The sequence below is a fragment of the Trinickia sp. genome (assembly GCF_051953405.1).
Taxonomy (GTDB): Bacteria; Pseudomonadota; Gammaproteobacteria; order Burkholderiales; family Burkholderiaceae; genus Trinickia.
This window is the reverse complement of record NZ_JBQCIV010000098.1, coordinates 1-17,929: the sequence shown is the minus strand read 5'-3', so window position 1 is coordinate 17,929 and position 17,929 is coordinate 1. Positions and strand designations below refer to the sequence as shown.

Annotated in this window: 15 protein-coding genes; 8 read left to right on the top strand and 7 right to left on the bottom strand. The window is 64.1% G+C overall.

The annotated features are described in order from the left end of the window. The first annotated feature begins 224 nt into the window (after positions 1-224). Positions 225-1,877, top strand: coding sequence for an L-lactate permease (locus ACTHN9_RS17010; RefSeq protein ID WP_440537947.1), 1,653 nt, complete (start codon positions 225-227; stop codon positions 1,875-1,877). Between the two features lie 153 nt (positions 1,878-2,030). On the opposite strand, the gene ACTHN9_RS17005 is transcribed toward ACTHN9_RS17010, so the two are convergent. After that, complete coding sequence (locus tag ACTHN9_RS17005; RefSeq protein WP_440537946.1) at positions 2,031-2,561, bottom strand: hypothetical protein; 531 nt, start codon at positions 2,559-2,561, stop codon at positions 2,031-2,033. A 152-nt stretch (positions 2,562-2,713) separates the two neighbouring features. After that, complete coding sequence (locus ACTHN9_RS17000) at positions 2,714-3,235, bottom strand: hypothetical protein (protein ID WP_440537945.1); 522 nt, start codon at positions 3,233-3,235, stop codon at positions 2,714-2,716. A gap of 431 nt (positions 3,236-3,666) precedes the next feature. On the opposite strand from ACTHN9_RS17000, the gene ACTHN9_RS16995 reads away from it, so the two are divergent. From ACTHN9_RS16995 to ACTHN9_RS16985, 3 genes are all read left to right on the top strand, one after another. Continuing rightward, a complete protein-coding gene (locus tag ACTHN9_RS16995) occupies positions 3,667-5,565 on the top strand; it encodes a putative bifunctional diguanylate cyclase/phosphodiesterase (protein ID WP_440537944.1) in 1,899 nt (632 codons plus the stop codon). A gap of 214 nt (positions 5,566-5,779) precedes the next feature. Next, positions 5,780-7,693, top strand: coding sequence for a methyl-accepting chemotaxis protein (locus tag ACTHN9_RS16990; RefSeq protein WP_440537943.1), 1,914 nt, complete (start codon positions 5,780-5,782; stop codon positions 7,691-7,693). A 292-nt stretch (positions 7,694-7,985) separates the two neighbouring features. Continuing rightward, the gene (locus tag ACTHN9_RS16985; protein ID WP_440537942.1) at positions 7,986-9,137 is read left to right on the top strand and encodes a methyltransferase; all 1,152 of its coding nucleotides are present in this window, start codon (positions 7,986-7,988) and stop codon (positions 9,135-9,137) included. A 64-nt stretch (positions 9,138-9,201) separates the two neighbouring features. Here ACTHN9_RS16985 and ACTHN9_RS16980 read toward each other — a convergent pair whose 3' ends face one another. Beyond that, positions 9,202-9,525, bottom strand: coding sequence for a DNA-binding protein (locus tag ACTHN9_RS16980; protein WP_440537941.1), 324 nt, complete (start codon positions 9,523-9,525; stop codon positions 9,202-9,204). A gap of 343 nt (positions 9,526-9,868) precedes the next feature. Here ACTHN9_RS16980 and ACTHN9_RS16975 point away from each other — a divergent pair, with 343 nt between their 5' ends. Continuing rightward, positions 9,869-10,705 carry a class I SAM-dependent methyltransferase gene (locus ACTHN9_RS16975; RefSeq protein ID WP_440537940.1) on the top strand — a complete coding sequence of 279 codons (837 nt, stop codon included), beginning with the start codon at positions 9,869-9,871 and terminating at the stop codon, positions 10,703-10,705. A 3-nt stretch (positions 10,706-10,708) separates the two neighbouring features. On the opposite strand, the gene ACTHN9_RS16970 is transcribed toward ACTHN9_RS16975, so the two are convergent. Together ACTHN9_RS16970 and ACTHN9_RS16965 are read right to left on the bottom strand one after the other, a co-directional pair. Beyond that, positions 10,709-11,344 carry a DUF1415 domain-containing protein gene (locus tag ACTHN9_RS16970; protein ID WP_440537939.1) on the bottom strand — a complete coding sequence of 212 codons (636 nt, stop codon included), beginning with the start codon at positions 11,342-11,344 and terminating at the stop codon, positions 10,709-10,711. Between the two features lie 78 nt (positions 11,345-11,422). Further along, positions 11,423-12,085, bottom strand: coding sequence for a TetR/AcrR family transcriptional regulator (locus ACTHN9_RS16965; protein ID WP_440537938.1), 663 nt, complete (start codon positions 12,083-12,085; stop codon positions 11,423-11,425). 260 nt (positions 12,086-12,345) lie between these two features. Between ACTHN9_RS16965 and ACTHN9_RS16960 the strand changes: the two genes are divergently transcribed. Continuing rightward, positions 12,346-13,635: an MFS transporter gene (locus tag ACTHN9_RS16960; RefSeq protein WP_440537937.1), complete on the top strand. Its 1,290-nt coding sequence runs from the start codon at positions 12,346-12,348 to the stop codon at positions 13,633-13,635. 20 nt (positions 13,636-13,655) lie between these two features. Here ACTHN9_RS16960 and ACTHN9_RS16955 read toward each other — a convergent pair whose 3' ends face one another. Beyond that, entirely contained in the window at positions 13,656-15,128 is a 1,473-nt protein-coding gene (locus tag ACTHN9_RS16955) for an MFS transporter (RefSeq protein WP_440537936.1), read from the bottom strand. A 192-nt stretch (positions 15,129-15,320) separates the two neighbouring features. Here ACTHN9_RS16955 and ACTHN9_RS16950 point away from each other — a divergent pair, with 192 nt between their 5' ends. Continuing rightward, positions 15,321-16,571, top strand: coding sequence for an Hsp70 family protein (locus ACTHN9_RS16950; RefSeq protein WP_440537971.1), 1,251 nt, complete (start codon positions 15,321-15,323; stop codon positions 16,569-16,571). A 114-nt stretch (positions 16,572-16,685) separates the two neighbouring features. Here ACTHN9_RS16950 and ACTHN9_RS16945 read toward each other — a convergent pair whose 3' ends face one another. Continuing rightward, positions 16,686-16,889 carry a cold-shock protein gene (locus ACTHN9_RS16945; protein WP_102645243.1) on the bottom strand — a complete coding sequence of 68 codons (204 nt, stop codon included), beginning with the start codon at positions 16,887-16,889 and terminating at the stop codon, positions 16,686-16,688. 445 nt (positions 16,890-17,334) lie between these two features. Between ACTHN9_RS16945 and ACTHN9_RS16940 the strand changes: the two genes are divergently transcribed. After that, positions 17,335-17,929: APC family permease (locus tag ACTHN9_RS16940; protein ID WP_440537935.1), on the top strand; the 595-nt coding region annotated here is incomplete at its 3' end.

Genomic DNA, 17,929 nt, shown 5'->3' with positions numbered 1-17,929 from the left:
CGGCGGCGTGCAAGCCGTGTCGTATGGATAGCGCGCGGATGCCGCGCGATATCGAGCGAAGTGTTGCCCCACCGACGGAACGATGCCGAGGATCGGGCTCAAGCTGTGAGTCGTCCTACGAATCAGAACGGGGACGTCACAGGTCGACGACGATGCAAGGGCCGAAGCGTAAAGGCTCCCGGGGTATCGATGTCCGCCCGACAACGATGACTCAAGGAGACAGCATGAATCCAGCCGTGGCACTCCCACCGGGAACGGTGTTCGCGCAACCGCTTACCCCCGTCGGCCATTCCCTCTTGCTTTCGTTTATCGTCGCCGCGTTGCCGATCGCGGCCGCGTTGATCATGCTCGGCGTATTGCGCCGACCGGCATGGCAAGCGTCGCTGGCCGGGCTCGTCGTCGGGCTCGTCGTGGCGATCGCTGTGTGGGGCATGCCTGCCGGGCTTGCGTTCGACGCCGTCGGCGCGGGCATGGCGCTCGCGCTCGTGCCGGTCATGTGGATCGTCTTCAACGCGCTGCTGCTCTACAACATTGCGGTGAAGACAGGGCGATTCGACGCGTTCCGGCAATGGATGCTCGATCACCTTCCCGATGACCGACGGCTTGTGCTGCTGGTGGTGGCATTCTCGTTCGGCTGCTTGCTCGAAGGCATCTCCGGCTTCGGCACGCCGGTGGCGATCACGAGCGCGCTACTGATCGCGCTGGGCTTCCCCGCGCTCGAAGCATTGACGTACACGTTGATCTTCAACACAGCCCCGGTCGCATTCGGTGCGCTCGGCGTACCGATCACGGTACTGGGCGCGGTGACTTCGCTTCATCCGGCAACGCTCGGTGCGATGGTCGGACGCCAGTTGCCGTTTTTTGCGCTGCTGCTGCCGTTTTACGTCGTCGGCGTGTACGGCGGCATGCGCTCCATCGGCAAATTGTGGCCTGCGCTGCTCGTCTCGGGCGGCAGCTTCGCCCTCGCTCAATTCGTCACCTCGAACTACCTGAGCTATCAGCTGACCGATGTCCTTTCGTCGCTGACTTCCCTCATCGTGACGATCGGGTTCCTCAAGGTATGGCGGCCGCAGGCGGATCCGCAGTTCGCCATCGCGCGCAGCGGCGATACGCTGGCGGGCGTGGGTGCGGCGCATCGGCGCGAAGGCTGGGGCGGATGGTTGCCCTGGATCGTCGTATCGGTGATCGTCATCTTCTGGGTCCATGCCAACATCGCCATGATCGGCGACATCAAGATCAAATGGCCGGGACTGCACAACGCCGTTTTCGTCTCGCTCTACAACAAACCCTACGCCGCGATCTGGGACTTCCAGCCGCTTGGCACCGGCACGGCGATCTTGCTCGCGGCGATCATCACGGCCGTGTTCTCGCGCGCGAGCGTGACGGATTTCTTCGCTTGCATCGCCCAGACCTGGCGGCAAACCCGCATCGCGATTGCGACCGTCATGATGATCGTCGGCCTGGCGTACCTGCTCAACTATTCGGGCATGAGCTACACGCTCGGCACCGGCGTGGCATCGACGGGCGCGCTGTTTCCGCTCGTCTCGGCGTCGCTCGGCTGGATCGCCGTGTTTCTGTCCGGCAGCGATACCTCGGGCAATGCGCTGTTCGGCAACCTGCAGGTTGTGGCGGCTCGGCAATTGGGCTTGGACCCGGTGCTAATGGCCGCGACCAATTCGTCGGGCGGCGTGATGGGCAAGATGATTTCGCCGCAGAACATCGCGACGGGCGTGTCGACGACCGACCTCAAAGGCCAAGAAGGCGTCGTATTCGCCCGCACGTTTTGGCATAGCGTGTTTTTGACGCTGTTGCTTGGCGTGCTTGTGTTCTTGCAGCAGCATGTGCTCACTTGGATGATTCCGGCGATGCAGCAGTAGGTGGGGCGGGTGTCGCGATCGTGCGATTCGGTACGATCGCGACATGCCCGCGAATCGAAGTGCGGTAACCGGAAGGGAAGTGGCGGCAACGGCTCGCGCGATCGTCGATTCGCGCCTTGTTCGTCTGGGTTCCGCATGGAACGCGCACCTGCGTTACGCCGCTCCCGCTTCGACTACCGGTATCGAGCGAGCGGGGCGCGCTCGTCCCTGGATGTTTTTGGGGAGCGACGGGACGGTGGAATCGCCGAACGAGCGGCCGTATGCGCCCAACCTCGATTGCTGCGTGCTCGACCAGTACCAGTCCATCGGGTCGAACTTGTCGCGGATCGTCTCGAAGGCCACGTCGAGTTCGCGTTTCGACGGGAGATAGAAATCGCGATGGCCGTCCTTCTCGTAGGCCGACGCGAATCGAGCCGCCTCATGCGGATGCTTGGCGTGGCCGCTGTGCGTCAGCGAATGCGTGTTCGTCGAGCCGTTATCGGTATCGAGTGCGCCGGCATCGTCCGCCCCCGTGCCGCCCCACTCGACGTCGACGGCTTCGTCCGCCGCGAAGATCAAAAAGCGGGGTTGGGTGCCGACGTAGTCGGGGATGATGCCGGCATAGAAACCGCCTTGCCCCTCCCAATATTCGCCGACCTTCGGGGCGTCGGCCAGCGTAAGACCTCGGGTGCTCGTATCGATCATGTTCGTTTTCCTCTCGATGGGCCCGCTGCCGTATGCGGGCGGCGAAGCGGCGTCCGCGATCTTGCCGCGGGGCCGCCTCGCGTGCGCACCTCTACACGCTTTTAGGACTTAGGGACACGATCGAAGCGCCGATCCGACGGAATACGGCGCATTTACGCCGGCTTCGATGCCGCTTCCGACACGAAGATCCGCCTCACCGCGCGGACGCGGCCGGCGAAGGATTTGAACAACGCGCCGAGCGCAATCCCATTCAAGTTCGCGCCCTGGGCTTCGTCCGCCGTGCGCTCGGTGCTCGACCAATACCACTGCGTTCGGGAAAAGCGCTCGGGCAGCGCGGCTGCCGCCATATCCAGTTCGCGCAGTGCCGGCAGGTAAAAATCGCCATGGCCGTCTTTTTCGTATTGGGCGGCCCAGCGCGCGGCCGGATGCACATGTCCGCAGCGGGTCAACGCGTCGGTATTGGCATACCCGTCGCTCTGGCTTCGCGCCGCGTCGTCGGGCGCGCCGTGCGGCCCCCATTTGACGTCGACGGCCTCGTCCATGGACAGCACGAGGTGGTAGGGCGACGTACCCTCATAGTCGGGCATAATCCCTGCATAGATTCCCCCTTGTCCTTCCCAGTACTCGCCCACGTTGGGGGTGCCGGCGACCGGATGCCGTGCGAACTCGATCATCGTTCGTACTCCTTACTTTCTATTGCTAGGTTGAAGAGATCGTCGACTAATCGAGTAGGAAATTCCTGCCGATGACCGGGCGCGGCGGGGGGCGCGTTCGTGTGCTCGCGCGAGCCGCCGGTCCTTTCGTTGCTGCGTGACGTCGATGGTGGACATGCACCTTCGTTCGCCGACGGGGCGCCTTGCACGGCGGCTAGTTGGCCGGATCGGTCGGATCGGTCGGATTGGCCGGATCGGCGGCAGCGGATTGCCGCAGCGCGCCGCGCAGGGTGCGCCGCGAATCATGCCGTCCGTAGCGGGCTGCAGCGCTTTTGTCTAAACTTTTAGGACGAACGGCCGTTAGTACACTGGCGGCATCGCTTCGATGTACCCCGCGCCCGCGCGGCGCACGTGCGTTGCATCCTTCTCCTATGCACAATGAGTTGCCGAGCATGACCGCTGCACCGAGCGCGTATCGCGAGAGCCGGCCGCGTACGGGAGCGGGGTTTGTGCGCCGCATCTACGTGCTGCGGCTTTTCGGTTTTGGGGTCGGCTTCTTTCCGCTCCTGCTTTGCCTGCATTCTCAACACGCATCCATCTGGACCGAGGCTGCCGTCGCGGCAACCTGTTTTCTCTGGCCGCATATCGCCTATTTCCGGGTGCGCCACGCGCCGCAACCGCTGGTGCGCGAACGCTGGAATTTTTTGGTCGATTCGATCAACGGCGGCTGGTTCGTCGCGGCGGTGCATTTCGCGCCGATCGCCACGGTCGTCGTTTTCTTGATGTTCGCGATCGACAACATGGCGGCGGGCGGATGGCGCCTGTTCGGCTTCGGCCTGATTGCCATGGCGCTCGGCACGGGCGGCGGCCTGCTCGTGTTCGGTGCGCAAGTCGCGCATGTCATGCCGCTGCACGCCGCCCTCGCATGGCTCCCCGTCCTAATCGGCTATCCGCTGGTGCTCGCCAAGACGACGTACGACGTCTACATGAAGCTCACCGAGCGTTCGAGCCGCCTGCGGGATCTCAGCGAGCGCGATAGTTTGACGGGCTTGTCGAACCGGATGTCGTTCTCGGCGAAATTGCAAGCGATGATCGCCGGCGCGGATCATCTTCATGTTTTGTTCATCGACCTCGATGCATTCAAGACCGTGAACGATGCGCTCGGTCACAACATTGGCGACCAATTGCTGAAGGAAGTCGGCAGGCGGCTCACGGCGTGCGCAGGGCACGACGACGTCGTGGCGCGCTACGGCGGCGACGAGTTCATCGTCGTGAGCGAAATGGGCGGCAACGAAGTGCACGAGGCGCTCGCCAGCGCCATCCTCGAAGCGCTCGCCGAGCCGATCTTCGTGGCGGGGCACGATCTCGTCGTCGGTGCGAGCATCGGCATCAGCGTGTTTCCCGAAGACGGCGAAGACGCCGAATCGTTGATCCGGGCGGCCGATACGGCGATGTATGCGGCGAAGGGCCGGGGTCGCAATTGCTTCGAGTTCTATCGCCATCGCATGCGCAGCGATGCGGACGCGCGGCTGAAATTGTCGGGACGCCTAAGGAAAGCGATCGAAGGCGGCAAGCTGCATCTGAACTATCAACCGCAAGTGGACATGCGTACCGGCCAAGTGCGCGGGCTCGAGGCGCTCGTGCGCTGGCGCGACGACGACCACGGCGTGATCAATCCCGTCGATTTCGTGGCCGTGGCCGAAGCCTCGGGGCTCGTCTCGCAGCTTGGCGAATGGGTGCTGCGCGCGGCGTGCGAGCAAGTCGCGCTGTGGCGCGCGCTGCAGGCGGTGCCGATTCCGATTTCGGTCAACGTCTCGCCGCTTCAACTGCAGCGAGCCGACATCGTCAAGACCTTCCAGCGCGTCATCGCGCAAACGGGAATGGATCCTTCTCTGCTTGAACTCGAGGTGACGGAGACAGCATTGATGAAAAACCCCGAGGCGTCGGCGCGCCGCCTCGCGGAGTTTCGCCGTCTTGGCATGCGCGTGGCGATCGACGACTTCGGCATGGGCTATTCGAGCCTAGGGCAATTGCGCGCTCTGCCGGTGGATCGCATCAAAATCGACCGTGCATTCGTGCGGGGGATCGGCGAAGGGGACACGGGGGCCATCGCCACCGCTGTCGTCACGCTCGCCAAGGCGTTCGGCCTCGACGTGATCGCGGAGGGTGTCGAAACCCAGGCGCAGCGCGCGTTTCTCGTGGCGCTCGGCTGCGTCGATGCGCAAGGGTTCTTGTTCAGCAAGCCGCTCGACGCCGATGCGACGACGCGGCTTTTGCTGCAGGGCGCCATATTGCCCGTTCCCGCAGCAGGCGGCCATAGCGGCAAGCGCCGCGGGGTCGCGGCCGCCTGATTATCCCCGCCTGGTCCTGTACGCCTTAGCGCTTTCTGCCCGGGCGCGAGAAACGCCGATGCGCAACGGCTAGTGCAGCGCAGCATCGGCACGCGCCGATTCGTTCGTTCGAATACTGCTTCTACTGCCCCTTAATTTTTAGGCTTCAGCACGGCCAATGATCTGCCGATAGACAGTCTGCGCTCTTTTGATTCCTCCCATATACAACTATTAAATGAAAGCACCCGCGTCCACCCAGACCCGCTTTACCCTTGTCGCCTGCATCGCATTCGCGGCGCTTTTGATCGCGACCTTTGCCGTGATTCGGCTGTTCGTGACGCCGAAGCTTGCCACGCTCGAAGGCAAGGTCATCGCGAGCGAGGTCGACCAGATCTCCGTGCGCATCAGCGAACAACTGCGGCAGGTCGAAGCGCAGCAGCGCAGCATCACGCAGACGGTCGCGCAACTCGAGAGCGATCAGATCGACGCCTTGCTGCCGGCGCTTGTCGATCAATACGGCGATCAGAACGTATTCGGCGGCGGAATCTGGCCGCTGCCGAACAAGCGGCAGGCGGGACGCGACAAATTCAGCACGTTCTACGCGCGCGATGCGAAGACGGGCCAGCTCGCCGTCAACACGCATTGGAATTCGCCGGAATCGCTCAACTACTGGGAACAGCCGTGGTACGAAAACGGCAAGACGGCGCCCAAGGGCCACTGCAAGTGGGCGAAGGCTTATCAGGACGATGCGAGCCCGCAGCCGCGCACGAACTGCGCGATGGCGATCTATAAGGGCGACGAACTGTACGGCGTGGCCACGATCGATGTCACGCTCGGTTTCTTCAATCGCCTTGTCGCCGATATGGAGCAGCAGATCCACGGTCAGATTCTGATCGTCGAAGCGGACGGCAAGATCGTCAGCAACAGCTCGAAGATCGACGGCAACATCGTGCTCAAGAACGTATCGGACATCGCGCAGGGCTCGCCGATGGCGGCCGAGATTCAAAAGCTGTTGCCGGCTGTGCAATCGGGCGGCGAAACGAGCGGCCAATTCGATGCCGCCGACGGCAGCGAGACGCTCTTTCTGAAGCCGATTCCCGGCAGCCCGTGGTTCATTGCCACGGCCGTGCCTTCGTCGATGTTGATGGCCAACAGCAATCGCATCCTCGCCGGACTGGCCTCGGTGCAGGTGCCGATGGCAATCGCCTTGCTCATCGTCATGATCGTCGGCATTCGCGCGTTCATGGGGCGTCTCGCGGCGCTCAAGCGCAACATCGACGCCTTGTCGGCCGGCGAAGCCGATCTCACGCGCCGGCTGCCCGAAACGGGCGGCAAGGAGTTCGGCGCCGTGGCGCGCAGCCTGAACCGCTTCGTCGCGCGTTTGCAAGGCGTCGTGCAGGACGTGGTGTCCGGGGCCGCGTCGCTGTCGTCCGCCTCCCGCGAGATTTCGAGCGGCAACCAGGATCTGTCGGCGCGCACCGAGGCGCAGGCCGCTTCGCTGCAAGAGACGGCCGCATCGATGGAACAGATCACGGGCACCGTCAAGCAAAATGCCGAAAACGCGAGCGAAGCCAACAGTCTCGCGACGACGGCATCGAGCGCCGCCACGCGCGGCGGCGAGGTGATCGGCGAATTCGTCAAGACGATGAGTTCGATCAACGAATCGTCGCAGAAGGTCGTGGCGATCATCGGCGTGATCGACAGCATTGCGTTCCAAACCAACATCCTCGCGTTGAACGCGGCTGTGGAAGCGGCGCGGGCCGGGGAGCAAGGCCGCGGATTCGCGGTCGTGGCGAGCGAGGTGCGCAACCTGGCTCAGCGCGCGGCGTCTTCGGCCAAGGACATCAAGGCCCTGATCGCCGATTCGGCCGAAAAGATCGAATCGGGTAGTGCGCTCGTGGGGCAAGCGGGCCAGACGATGAGCGACATCATCACGGCCACGACCAACGTGGCCGCCATCATGGGCGACATCATGACGGCCAGCGGCGAACAGAGCCGTGGGATCGAGCAGGTGAACCAGGCGATCGCGCAACTCGATACGACCACGCAGCAAAACGCGGCGCTCGTCGAGCAAGTGGCGGCCTCCGCTCGGTCGATGCAAGATCAGACCGGCACGTTGTCGAACGTAGTGGGCGCGTTCAAGGTCTGACGCGGCTTGATCGAATCGATGCCGCCTCCTCGGGCGGCATCGTTCGTCGTCAAACCGACGCCGGTTTGAAACCCCGCTCTTCAGGTCGTTGAGCCGGGACCCAGCCCTGAAGGCCCGCTGTAGATCGTTGCTTGCGATGCGGGAACGGTCGGCACGGCACGGCCGTCGACGAAGATCGACGATAGCCGGCGGTAGCCGCGCAAAAGCGCGGTATCGTGTCGGCTTGTGCGGCGGTTGCGCGAGCGCCCGCCTTGACCGAATTCCTTCGTTTTCCGTTTCGTTTTCCCGTTTCGTGACTTCCGATCCGACTTTTCCCCTGATCCATTGGACCGACGACGGCGCCGAGCTGAGCGCGCGTTGGCGCTCCGAAGCCGGCGTGGCGCCGCCGCGGCGCGTCGTGCTGGCGGACGACCGCACGACGGCCGACGCCGCTTACCGTCAAGCCAGCGAAGGCATCGCGCTCCTGTGGCGCGGCGACTTCCAAAACGCGCGACAACTGTTGCAGGCTATGGCGCGCAGAATCGATCGCAAACGGCGCAAACCGCCGGCTTCGCCGCTCGATGCCTTCAATGCGCATCGGCAGGCGCAGGCGCAGCGCGCGCGCACGCTCGGGATGCTACTCGTTGCACTCGACGCCGATTATTCGATTCCGCTTCGACGCGCGCCCGACGTGAAGGCGGCGTGCCAAGAGGTGTACGGCGACGCGCTCGCCCCCGACGGTACCGGCGGTACTCCGTCCGTAGTCTCGTTGCGCGAATTGCTGGGCTTAGTCGGTGCGCACGAATGGCGCAAAAAGGGTGTCGAAATCGCCGCATTGGGCGCGCGCATCCATCCGTATTACGGCGTGTTTTCGCCGGTGCGCGGCGAGTACATCGACCTGGTTGCGCGTACGCCGCTACCGTCGCAAGCGCTCGCATTCGACATCGGGACAGGTACGGGCGTGCTCGCGGCACTGCTCGCCAAGCGCGGCGTCGCGCGGGTGGTCGCGACCGATGCCGACGCACGCGCGCTTGCCTGCGCGCGCGAGAACATCGCGCGCCTCGGCCTCGCCGGGCAGGTCGACGTTTGCGAGGCCGACCTGTTTCCGCCGGGGCGTGCACCGCTCATCGTCTGCAATCCGCCGTGGCTGCCGGCGCGTCCGAGTGCGCCGATCGAGCGTGCCGTCTACGACCCGGACAGCCGCATGTTGTGCGGCTTCCTGAACGGGCTCGCGGCTCATCTCGAGCCGGGCGGCGAGGGCTGGCTGATCTTGTCCGATTTTGCCGAGCATCTAGGCCTGCGCTCGCGCGAGGCGTTGCTGGCGATGATCGAGGCGGCGGGATTGAAGGTGATCGGCCGGGACGATATTCGGCCGGCTCATCCGAAGGCGGCGGATCCGACCGATCCGCTGCACCGCGCCCGAGTGCAAGAGGTGACTTCGCTCTGGCGGCTCGCGGTGAAGTAATGCACGGGTGCGCCGGTATGCCATATGCGCCGGCGCTCGCGCGGTTCGGCGCAGCAATGGCGGCTCAGCCCGGATAGGCTTCGTCGACCTTCAATCCAGCGAGCTTGAAGATGACGCGCAACGTCTGCGGGCGGATGTCGCGTCTCGATGCGAGCGTCGTCAGGATGAAGTCGACGACTTTCGCATACTTGAGCAGCGTCAGCAGCGCTTCGAGACCCGGATCGGTGTCGCGCATCGATTCGGCGAGCCGCAGCATTTCGACCGAAATGTCGCGCGCCATTTCCAGTTCCAATTGCTGTTTTTCCGACCAGCCGGTAGGCGGCGTCAGCAGGTTGGCGAGCATCGCTTGGAACTTCTGCTCCGCGTCTGAGTTCGGTATCGTGGCCATGGCTATAGTCCTTTCGTCAAACTGACCGCTCGCTGTTCGTTCGCCGATGGCGGGCGGATGGCGCGCGGCGTTTCGGCCGCGGCGTAACGTTACGTAACGCGCCTTCGCCTGCCTGCGCGCCGCGTCCTCCCCCAAGGCATGACGGCCCTCATCGCGCCGTGCTCGCCGCCGCGTGCGGTACGCTGCGCTGCATCGAAAAAGTGGCGTCCGCGCTTCGATGCAAATTCCGTTCCCGCACGCAATTGCCGCGTCTTCCGCGCTTTTGGGTAAACTGACGCGATTGTTTTTACGCTTCTGTAGGCTGTCGCACGCTCGCGGCGACTTACCCGAGCGCCGTCCCACCATGTCGACCAAGACCTACGAAATTCGCCCCGATCAATCCGTCGAGCTGCTCAAGGAACTCCATATCCTGACGCGCGACGGCAAGATGAACCAAGACAGCCGTCGCAAGCTGAAGCAGGTCTATCACCTCTTCCAATTCATCGAGCCGCTGCTCGCGGATGTCGTGCGCAACAGCGGGGCCGTGACGCTCGTCGATCACGGCGCCGGCAAGTCCTATCTTGGTTTTATCCTCTACGATCTTTTTTTCAAGTCCCTGCCGCCCGGCACTGGGTCTCGCATCTTCGGCATTGAAACGCGTGCGGAACTTGTCGACCGGTCGGCGGCGCTGGCCGCGCGGCTCGGTTTCGAGGCGATGTCGTTTTTGAACGTATCGGTGGCCGATTCGATCGGCTCGGTGCGATTGCCGGAGACGGTGGACGTCGTCACCGCGCTGCATGCTTGCGACACGGCAACCGACGACGCCATTCGCTTCGCATTGGAAAAGCGGGCGCGCTATATCGTGCTCGTGCCGTGTTGCCAAGCAGAGGTGGCGGGGGTGCTACGCCGCAATAAGGGCAAATCGCTCGGCAACGCGTTGACCGAGATCTATCGTCATCCGCTGCATACGCGCGAATTCGGCAGTCAAATCACGAACGTGCTGCGCTGCCTGCAATTGGAAGCGCACGGCTATCAGGTGAGCGTGACGGAACTCGTCGGATGGGAGCATTCGATGAAAAACGAACTGATCGTCGCGCAGTACAAGGATTTGCCGCGGCGCCGGCCGACCGAGCGTTTGACCGAAGTGCTCGATACGTTCGGCCTCGATTCGTTGCGCGAGCGGTTCTTTGCGCCCGCTTAACGCTTAACGGCCGTCGGGCGCGCTCGGCTCGCTCACCACGCCCGAGGACGCGGGCTCGCCCGCTTGCATGCGCATCCAGTCGCGCCAGCCGGCGTGGCCGAGGCGACGCATCGTTTCCTGATTGCGCTCGTAGATATCGGCGGCATCGGGGAACGCCTGCACCGCGCGCTCGACGCTCGATTCGCGCAGCAGGTGCAACGTCGGGTAGGGCGCGCGATTCGTATAGTTTTCGATGTCCTCGGCCTCGGTTCCCTCGAACCGATAGTGCGGATGAAAACTCGCGATTTGCAACTCGCCGTCGAGACGCAACTGGCCGAGTAGCCGCTCGGCGAAGAACACGGCATCGTTGAATTCGAGGAAATCGGCGAACGCGTGCGGGAAGATCAGCAGCGTCGTGTCGATCCGTGCCGGATCGGCTTCGACGAGCCAGCGAAGCTCGGCTTCGAGCACCGTCAACATCCCTTCGAGTTCGCGCGCGTCGCTCACGCGATAGCGGATCTGCTGCTTCGTATGCACGCCTTTCGCGAATGGACAGAGATTGAGCCCGATCACGGCACGCGTGAGCCAATGGCGCATGGCGGCGACGACTTCATCCGCGTCGGCTGGCGTCGTTGCGCAAGGGCGGCGATCATCGGTCATGGCGGTGTCGGAACTCGGCATATCGGCAAATCGGCATATCGTTGACGGCGCGCCACGGTTGGCGGCAAAGCCGGCATTTTACGCGTCGGCGCGCGTGCGACAGGCGAGCGCGACGAGCTGGGCCGCCACGCGCGGGGCCGCGAAGATCGGGCCGCATCCGGGCCCGAAGGTTTGGCTGGCTGCATAGACCCCTTCGATCAGCAACGCCAATGCATCGGCGAGGCCCGCGGGATCGTCCGCACCGGCGGCCGTCGTCAGTTCCGTGAGCCGTTCGACGAGTTGCGCTTTGTTGCGGGCCACGATCTTGCGGGCCGGGTGATCCGGATCGGGAAATTCAGCCGCAACGTTGACGAACGGACAGCCGCGGTAGCCTTCGCGCGATGCGCGGCGGGCCAGATCTTCGAAGTACTGGGCGATCTGCCGCTGCGGCTGTCCCGGATGCATGCCGATGCTCTGGTCGAAGTAGCCGAAAAAGCAATCGTTGGCATGCTCGAGATAGGCCGCGATCAGGTCGTCCTTCGAGGCGAACTGCCGATAAAGGCTCATTTTGTTCACCCCGGCACGCTCCACGACGGCATCGACGCCGACCGCCCGCACCCCTTCTTGATAGAAAAGCTCGGCTGCCGCGCGTAGCAGCAGCTGCTGCGCCGTGGCGCCGTCGGTGTGGGGACGCGTGCGTCCGGCCGCCGCTTTGGCTGCCGTTGCGCGCTTGCTGGTGACCTCGAGCTGGCTGTCTTTCATGGTGAAGTGTCCCTTTTGTCCGACTGCGACGATGGTGCCGAAGGTGGCCCCGATCGGCCGATCGTCCAAGACTACGAATCTGACCTGCTTGACATGTTACCGACCGGTCACTACGATGGCAACTCGCACTTGTGACAGGTCTGTAACAAGCGCGATCGAACGCCTCGCTTAGGTCGCCTGGGACGCGCCGATCGACCACGCTAATCGTGCGCGGGCAAGCCGACAGGGGCGGCTGCGTCTACGCGCCAACGGGAGTGACGATGAACTGGATAGCAACAAGAATGCATGGGCGCGCGCACTACGGCTGGGTCGTCGCCGCGGTCGTCTTCCTGGTCTTGCTCGCCGCGGCCGGCACGCGTGCCACGCCAAGCGTGCTGATGCTGCCGCTCGAGCATCAATTGGGCTGGAGCCGGGCGACGATTTCGCTCGCCATCTCGGTCAACATCGCCTTGTATGGGCTCACCGGTCCGTTTGCCGCCGCTTCGATGCAGCGCTTCGGCGTGCGGCCCACGCTGATGACGGCGCTCGTGGTGATGGCCGTCGGCGTGGCGATCTCGTCGATGATGACGGCGCCGTGGCAGATGATTTTGATTTGGGGCGTGATGGTGGGCGGTGCGACGGGTGTCGCGGCGCTGACGCTCTCGGCCACGGTGGTCAATCGCTGGTTCGTGCAGCGCCGCGGGTTGGTGATGGGCGTGCTCACCGCGAGTTCGGCCACCGGCCAGCTCGTGTTCCTGCCGATGCTTGCCGCGGTGGCGCAGCACCATGGCTGGCGGCCGGTCGTCCTCATCGTCGCGGTCGTGGCGGCGCTGGTCTTGCCGCTCGTCGCGTTCTTGCTGCCCGAGCGTCCGGCGAGCGTCGGCTTGCGTCCCTACGGCGAGCCGCACGATGCGCCGCGCACCGACGCGCACTCCGCGCAGAATCCGCTCGCCATCGCGTTCGGGACCTTGGCCACCGCCAGCAAGTCGCGCGACTTTTGGCTGCTTTTTTTCAGCTTCTTCATTTGCGGCGCGAGCACGAACGGCTATGTCGGTACTCACTTGATCGCGATGTGCGGCGATTACGGGCTGAGCGAAGTGCAAGGCGCATCGCTGCTCGCGGCGATGGGGATCTTCGATCTGTTCGGTACGACCTTGTCGGGGTGGCTCTCCGATCGCTTCAACAGCCGTGTGCTGCTTTTCTTCTACTACGGCTTGCGTGGGCTGTCGCTGATGTACCTGCCTTACGCGTTCGGCATCGATTTCTTCGGCTTGCCGCTGTTTGCCGCCTTCTACGGGCTCGATTGGATCGCAACGGTCCCGCCGACGGTACGCCTGACCACCGACGCGTTCGGCAAGGATCGGGCGCCGGTCGTCTTCGGTTGGGTGGTGGCCGGCCATCAACTCGGCGCGGCGTTCGCGGCCTACGGCGCGGGGCTGCTCCGATCGAGCCTCGGCACCTATACGGTGGCGTCGATGATCTCGGGCGGGCTGTGTTTGATCGCATCGGTCCTGGTGCTGCAGATTCACCGGCGCGGCACCGTACGGGCGGTGACGGCCACGGCCGCTTGACGGCACCGCGCACCGCCCCCTCAAGGCGTATCGCGCAGCGCGGATAGGGGTGTGGCGACGTGCTCGAGCGATTTGCGCTCGGCGTTCACGCCCCAAATGGCGGCGATCGCTGCGGCCGCGAGCATCAACGCGGAACCGACGAGATAGCCTTCGAAGACGGCGCCGCGCTGCTGGGTATCGATGAGCCGGCCGAAGAAGGCCGGGCCCGCGATGCCGCCGAGCGCCGTCCCGAATGCGTAGAACACTGCGATCGCCAGGGCGCGAATTTCGAGCGGGAACGATTCGCTCACCGTCAGATAGGCGGAACTGGCCGCAGCCGACGCGAAGAAGAAAATCACCATCCATGCCACAGTCTGCTCGTTCACGGTCAACATCCCGCGTGCGAATAGGTAGCCGCTGCCGATCAGCAGCAAGCCCGACATGGCATAGGTGAACGCGATCATCGCCCGGCGCCCGATGGCGTCGAACGCGTGACCGAGCACGATGGGACCCAGAAAATTGCCGAGCGCGAACGGCAGCAAATACCAGCCCACCCGTGCGCCGGGGACGCCATAGAAATCGGTGAGCACGAGCGCATAGGTGAAGAAGATGGCGTTGTAGAAGAACGCTTGCGCGGTCATGAGCGAAAGACCGACGAGCGAGCGGCGCCGATGGGTGACGAAGAGCGCTTCGAATACTTCCGCGAGCGGCGTGTTCTCGCGCCGTCCGAACCGCAGCGTTTGCAGCTCGTCCGTTAGCGGGCGGCGGCCGGCGCGGTGACAGCGTGCCTCGATGTCTTCCACGACGCGCTGCGCCTCCTGGGGGTGATTGTGCGTGAGCAGCCAGCGCGGGCTTTCCGGCACCCAGACCCGCATGAACACGATGCCGAGCGCGAGCGCCGCGCCGATGAAAAAGCACGCGCGCCAACCCCAATCGCCGGGCAAGAGGTGCGGATCGAGCAGCACGAGCGAGCCGCCCGCGCCGAGCGCGGCGCCCACCCAAAACGTGCCGTTGATGCCCAGATCGGTCCACCCGCGCACCCGCGCGGGCGTGAATTCTTGGATCGTCGAGTTGATCGCCGCGTATTCGCCGCCGATGCCCGCCCCGGTCAGCAAGCGCAGCGTCGCGAAGCTGGCGAAGTTCCACGACAGCGCCGTGGCCGCGGTGGCGATGAGATACAGGCCCAGCGTCGCGAAAAAGAGCTTGCGGCGGCCGAGGCGATCGGTGAGCCAGCCGAATACCAGCGCGCCGAGCACGGCCCCGGCGATATACGCGCTGCCGGCCAAGCCGATATCGGCATCGGTGAGCCGCAGCACGGGGCTCGACTTGAGCGCACCGGCCACGGCCCCGGCCAAAGTGACTTCGAGGCCGTCCAGGAGCCACGTGATGCCGAGCGCGGCCACGATCAGCGTATGGAAACGGCCCCACGGGAGGCGATCGAGCCGAGAGGGCAAATCGGTGGCGATGACGTCCTCGTGGGAGGCGGGAACGCTCGCCGCGGTCTTCAGGCTCATATCGAGTCAATCTCCTGAGGGATGCGGTGTCGGGCGAGCCGCGCGAGCGGCGGGGCGTCCGCTGCGTCGCACGCGGCGTGCCTGACGCCCGAACGGGCGCGGCTCGGAAGGCGCACCGATTGCTAGCGCAGGGCAGTTCGTGTTAAAAAGCCGCTCCCTTCTGTTCGCATAAAGCGAGTTGCGATGCAAGCGATGCCCTATTGTGCGATCGACTTCGGTACGTCGAACTCCGCCGTCGCGCTGCCGCGCGGCGAGACGATGATGCTGGCCCCCGTGGAGGGCGTGCACACGACGTTGCCCACCGCCGTCTTCTTCAACGCCGACGAACATACGCGGGCGTACGGACGCGCCGCGCTGGCCGAATACATCGACGGTTTCGACGGACGCCTGATGCGCTCGCTCAAGAGCATCCTCGGGTCGTCGCTCGCCGAAACCGCGACCGATCTCGGCGACGGCAGCGCGATCAAGTTCACCGAGATCATCTCGATCTTCGTGGCCTTCCTGAAACGGCAGGCCGAAGCCTGCGCGGGCGTATCGATCGACCGCGCCGTGTTGGGACGCCCCGTGTTTTTCGTCGACGACGATCCGCGTGCCGACCGGCTGGCACAGCAACAACTCGAAGCGGCCGCCCGCGCGGCGGGCCTGAACGAGATTCACTTCCAGTATGAGCCCATCGCCGCCGCATTCGATTACGAATCGCGCCTACATGACGAAGCGCTGGTGCTGGTCGCCGACATCGGCGGCGGCACCTCGGACTTTTCGCTCGTGCGGGTGGGCCCGGACCGCATGCGACGGATCGAGCGCAAGGACGACGTGCTGGCGCATCACGGTGTGCACGTGGCGGGGACGGATTTCGACCGTCGCGTGGAACTGGAGACGATCTTGCCCGAACTCGGCTACCGGTCGCTCGATCCGGAAGGCCGCGAAGTGCCGAACCGCATCTATTTCGACCTGGCGACCTGGCATCTGATCAATACGATCTATACGGGCAAGCGCGTGGGCGAACTCGCCCTGATGCGGCATCTTTATCGAGACGTGCGCCACCACGAGCGGCTCATGCGCGTCGTCGAGCGGCGGCTGGGGCACGCGCTTGCCGCGCGGGCCGAAGAGGCGAAGATCGGCGTGGCGGCCGGCGGCGCCACCTCGATCGACCTCGATGACGTGGAAGCGGACCTGCGCATCGCCTTCGACGAGGCCCAATTGATCGCGGCCGGCGCCGAGGATGCGCAACGGATCGCCGCTGCGGCGCGCGAGACTGCGAAGGCGGCGGGCGTGGCGCTAGGCGATGTCGATGCGCTGTATTTCACCGGCGGCACGACCGGGCTGCGCTTTTTGACGCAGGCGCTGTGCGCGGCGTTTCCCGATGCCAAGCCGGTATTCGGCGACCGGCTGGCGAGCGTGGCGGCAGGGCTCGGCATCCACGCTCAGCGCCTCTTTGCCTAGGCCTCGGTCATCCCATCGCCCAAAAAGCAAAAACCCCGCTAAGTGCGGGGTTTTTATCGTGGCGAAGCGCAATGCGCTTCGCGGCGCATAAAGCGCGCTAAAGCAACTGAATGCTTACAGCGGCTTGATGTTCGCAGCTTGCTTGCCCTTGGGGCCCGTCTTCACTTCGAACGACACTTTTTGGTTTTCTTGGAGCGTCTTGAAGCCGTCGACGCGGATTTCCGAGAAGTGCGCGAAGAGGTCTTCGCCGCCGCCATCGGGGGTGATGAAGCCAAAGCCCTTAGCGTCGTTGAACCACTTGACGGTACCGGTTTCCATATTACAAATTCCTAAATTGGGTAAAAATGGCCGAAGCCTGGGAGCGCATGAAAATCAAGGAAGGGTAATAGGACAACCGGAGTACCTGATGGGGGCGACCTACGAAAGACCAATCAACACTCGCCACTTGAAATCCTGCTTGGGAATCTTTATACGGCGAAATCGTCTCAAGGTCAACACAATTTCGCGGCGCAGCATCGGCATTCGTCCGACCAGCCGGCCGTGCCTCTTACAAACCTTTCATTTCATGATGTTTTTTTCTTGGTGACGGATCAATTTGCACCATTTAAGTGATTGCAGCCGGTAAACTACGCGCCGCGCGATGTGGTTGCACCTAGTTGCGGTTCCCCCTCGCCGCTGTGCCTGCGTCGGTTGCACGTTTCTTGCAGAACGGCGCGCGTGTCCTCGCACCCGCGCGCCGTTCGTCTATCCCCAAGGAGAGGTTGTGAAAAGTTCTATTCAACGGAACATCGGGCCATTTGCGCTGATGCTCACCGGCCTGGGCTCGATCATCGGGTCCGGCTGGCTGTTCGGTGCGTGGAAGGCGGCCAAGATCGCTGGGCCGGCGGCGTTGTGCGCGTGGATCATCGGCGCAGTCGTGATTCTCGCCATCGCGCTTACGTATGCCGAGCTGGGTGCCATGTTCCCGGAGTCGGGCGGCATGGTGCGCTACGCGCGCTATTCGCACGGTGCGCTTGTCGGTTTCATTAGCGCATGGGCGAATTGGATCGCCATCGTGTCGGTGATCCCGATCGAAGCCGAGGCGTCGATCCAGTACATGAGCACGTGGCCTTATCCCTGGGCGCACTCGCTGTTCGTGAACGGCTCGTCGACACCACCCGGGTTGTTGTGGTGGGGGTTTGTGGTGATCGTCTACTTATTGCTCAAATACGGGGGCGTAATCGTGCCCGCGCGCGCGACCACGACCATCACCGTCTTCAAGTTCATCATTCCGGGCCTCACGATCCTCGGCTTGATGGCGTCGGGCTTTCATAGCGAGAACTTCGGCACCACGAGTTCGTTCGCGCCGTATGGCTGGT

Excerpts from the sequence above, each read along its gene's own strand:
- ACTHN9_RS16975 (WP_440537940.1), top strand. The coding sequence starts at position 9,869 with ATGTCGACCAAGACCTACGAAATTCGCCCCGATCAATCCGTCGAGCTG.
- ACTHN9_RS17005 (WP_440537946.1), bottom strand. The coding sequence starts at position 2,561 with ATGATCGATACGAGCACCCGAGGTCTTACGCTGGCCGACGCCCCGAAG.
- ACTHN9_RS16995 (WP_440537944.1), top strand. The coding sequence starts at position 3,667 with ATGACCGCTGCACCGAGCGCGTATCGCGAGAGCCGGCCGCGTACGGGA.
- ACTHN9_RS16970 (WP_440537939.1), bottom strand. The coding sequence starts at position 11,344 with ATGACCGATGATCGCCGCCCTTGCGCAACGACGCCAGCCGACGCGGAT.
- ACTHN9_RS16960 (WP_440537937.1), top strand. The coding sequence starts at position 12,346 with ATGAACTGGATAGCAACAAGAATGCATGGGCGCGCGCACTACGGCTGG.
- ACTHN9_RS17010 (WP_440537947.1), top strand. The coding sequence starts at position 225 with ATGAATCCAGCCGTGGCACTCCCACCGGGAACGGTGTTCGCGCAACCG.
- ACTHN9_RS17000 (WP_440537945.1), bottom strand. The coding sequence starts at position 3,235 with ATGATCGAGTTCGCACGGCATCCGGTCGCCGGCACCCCCAACGTGGGC.
- ACTHN9_RS16950 (WP_440537971.1), top strand. The coding sequence starts at position 15,321 with ATGCCCTATTGTGCGATCGACTTCGGTACGTCGAACTCCGCCGTCGCG.
- ACTHN9_RS16980 (WP_440537941.1), bottom strand. The coding sequence starts at position 9,525 with ATGGCCACGATACCGAACTCAGACGCGGAGCAGAAGTTCCAAGCGATG.
- ACTHN9_RS16965 (WP_440537938.1), bottom strand. The coding sequence starts at position 12,085 with ATGAAAGACAGCCAGCTCGAGGTCACCAGCAAGCGCGCAACGGCAGCC.
- ACTHN9_RS16990 (WP_440537943.1), top strand. The coding sequence starts at position 5,780 with ATGAAAGCACCCGCGTCCACCCAGACCCGCTTTACCCTTGTCGCCTGC.
- ACTHN9_RS16955 (WP_440537936.1), bottom strand. The coding sequence starts at position 15,128 with ATGAGCCTGAAGACCGCGGCGAGCGTTCCCGCCTCCCACGAGGACGTC.
- ACTHN9_RS16945 (WP_102645243.1), bottom strand. The coding sequence starts at position 16,889 with ATGGAAACCGGTACCGTCAAGTGGTTCAACGACGCTAAGGGCTTTGGC.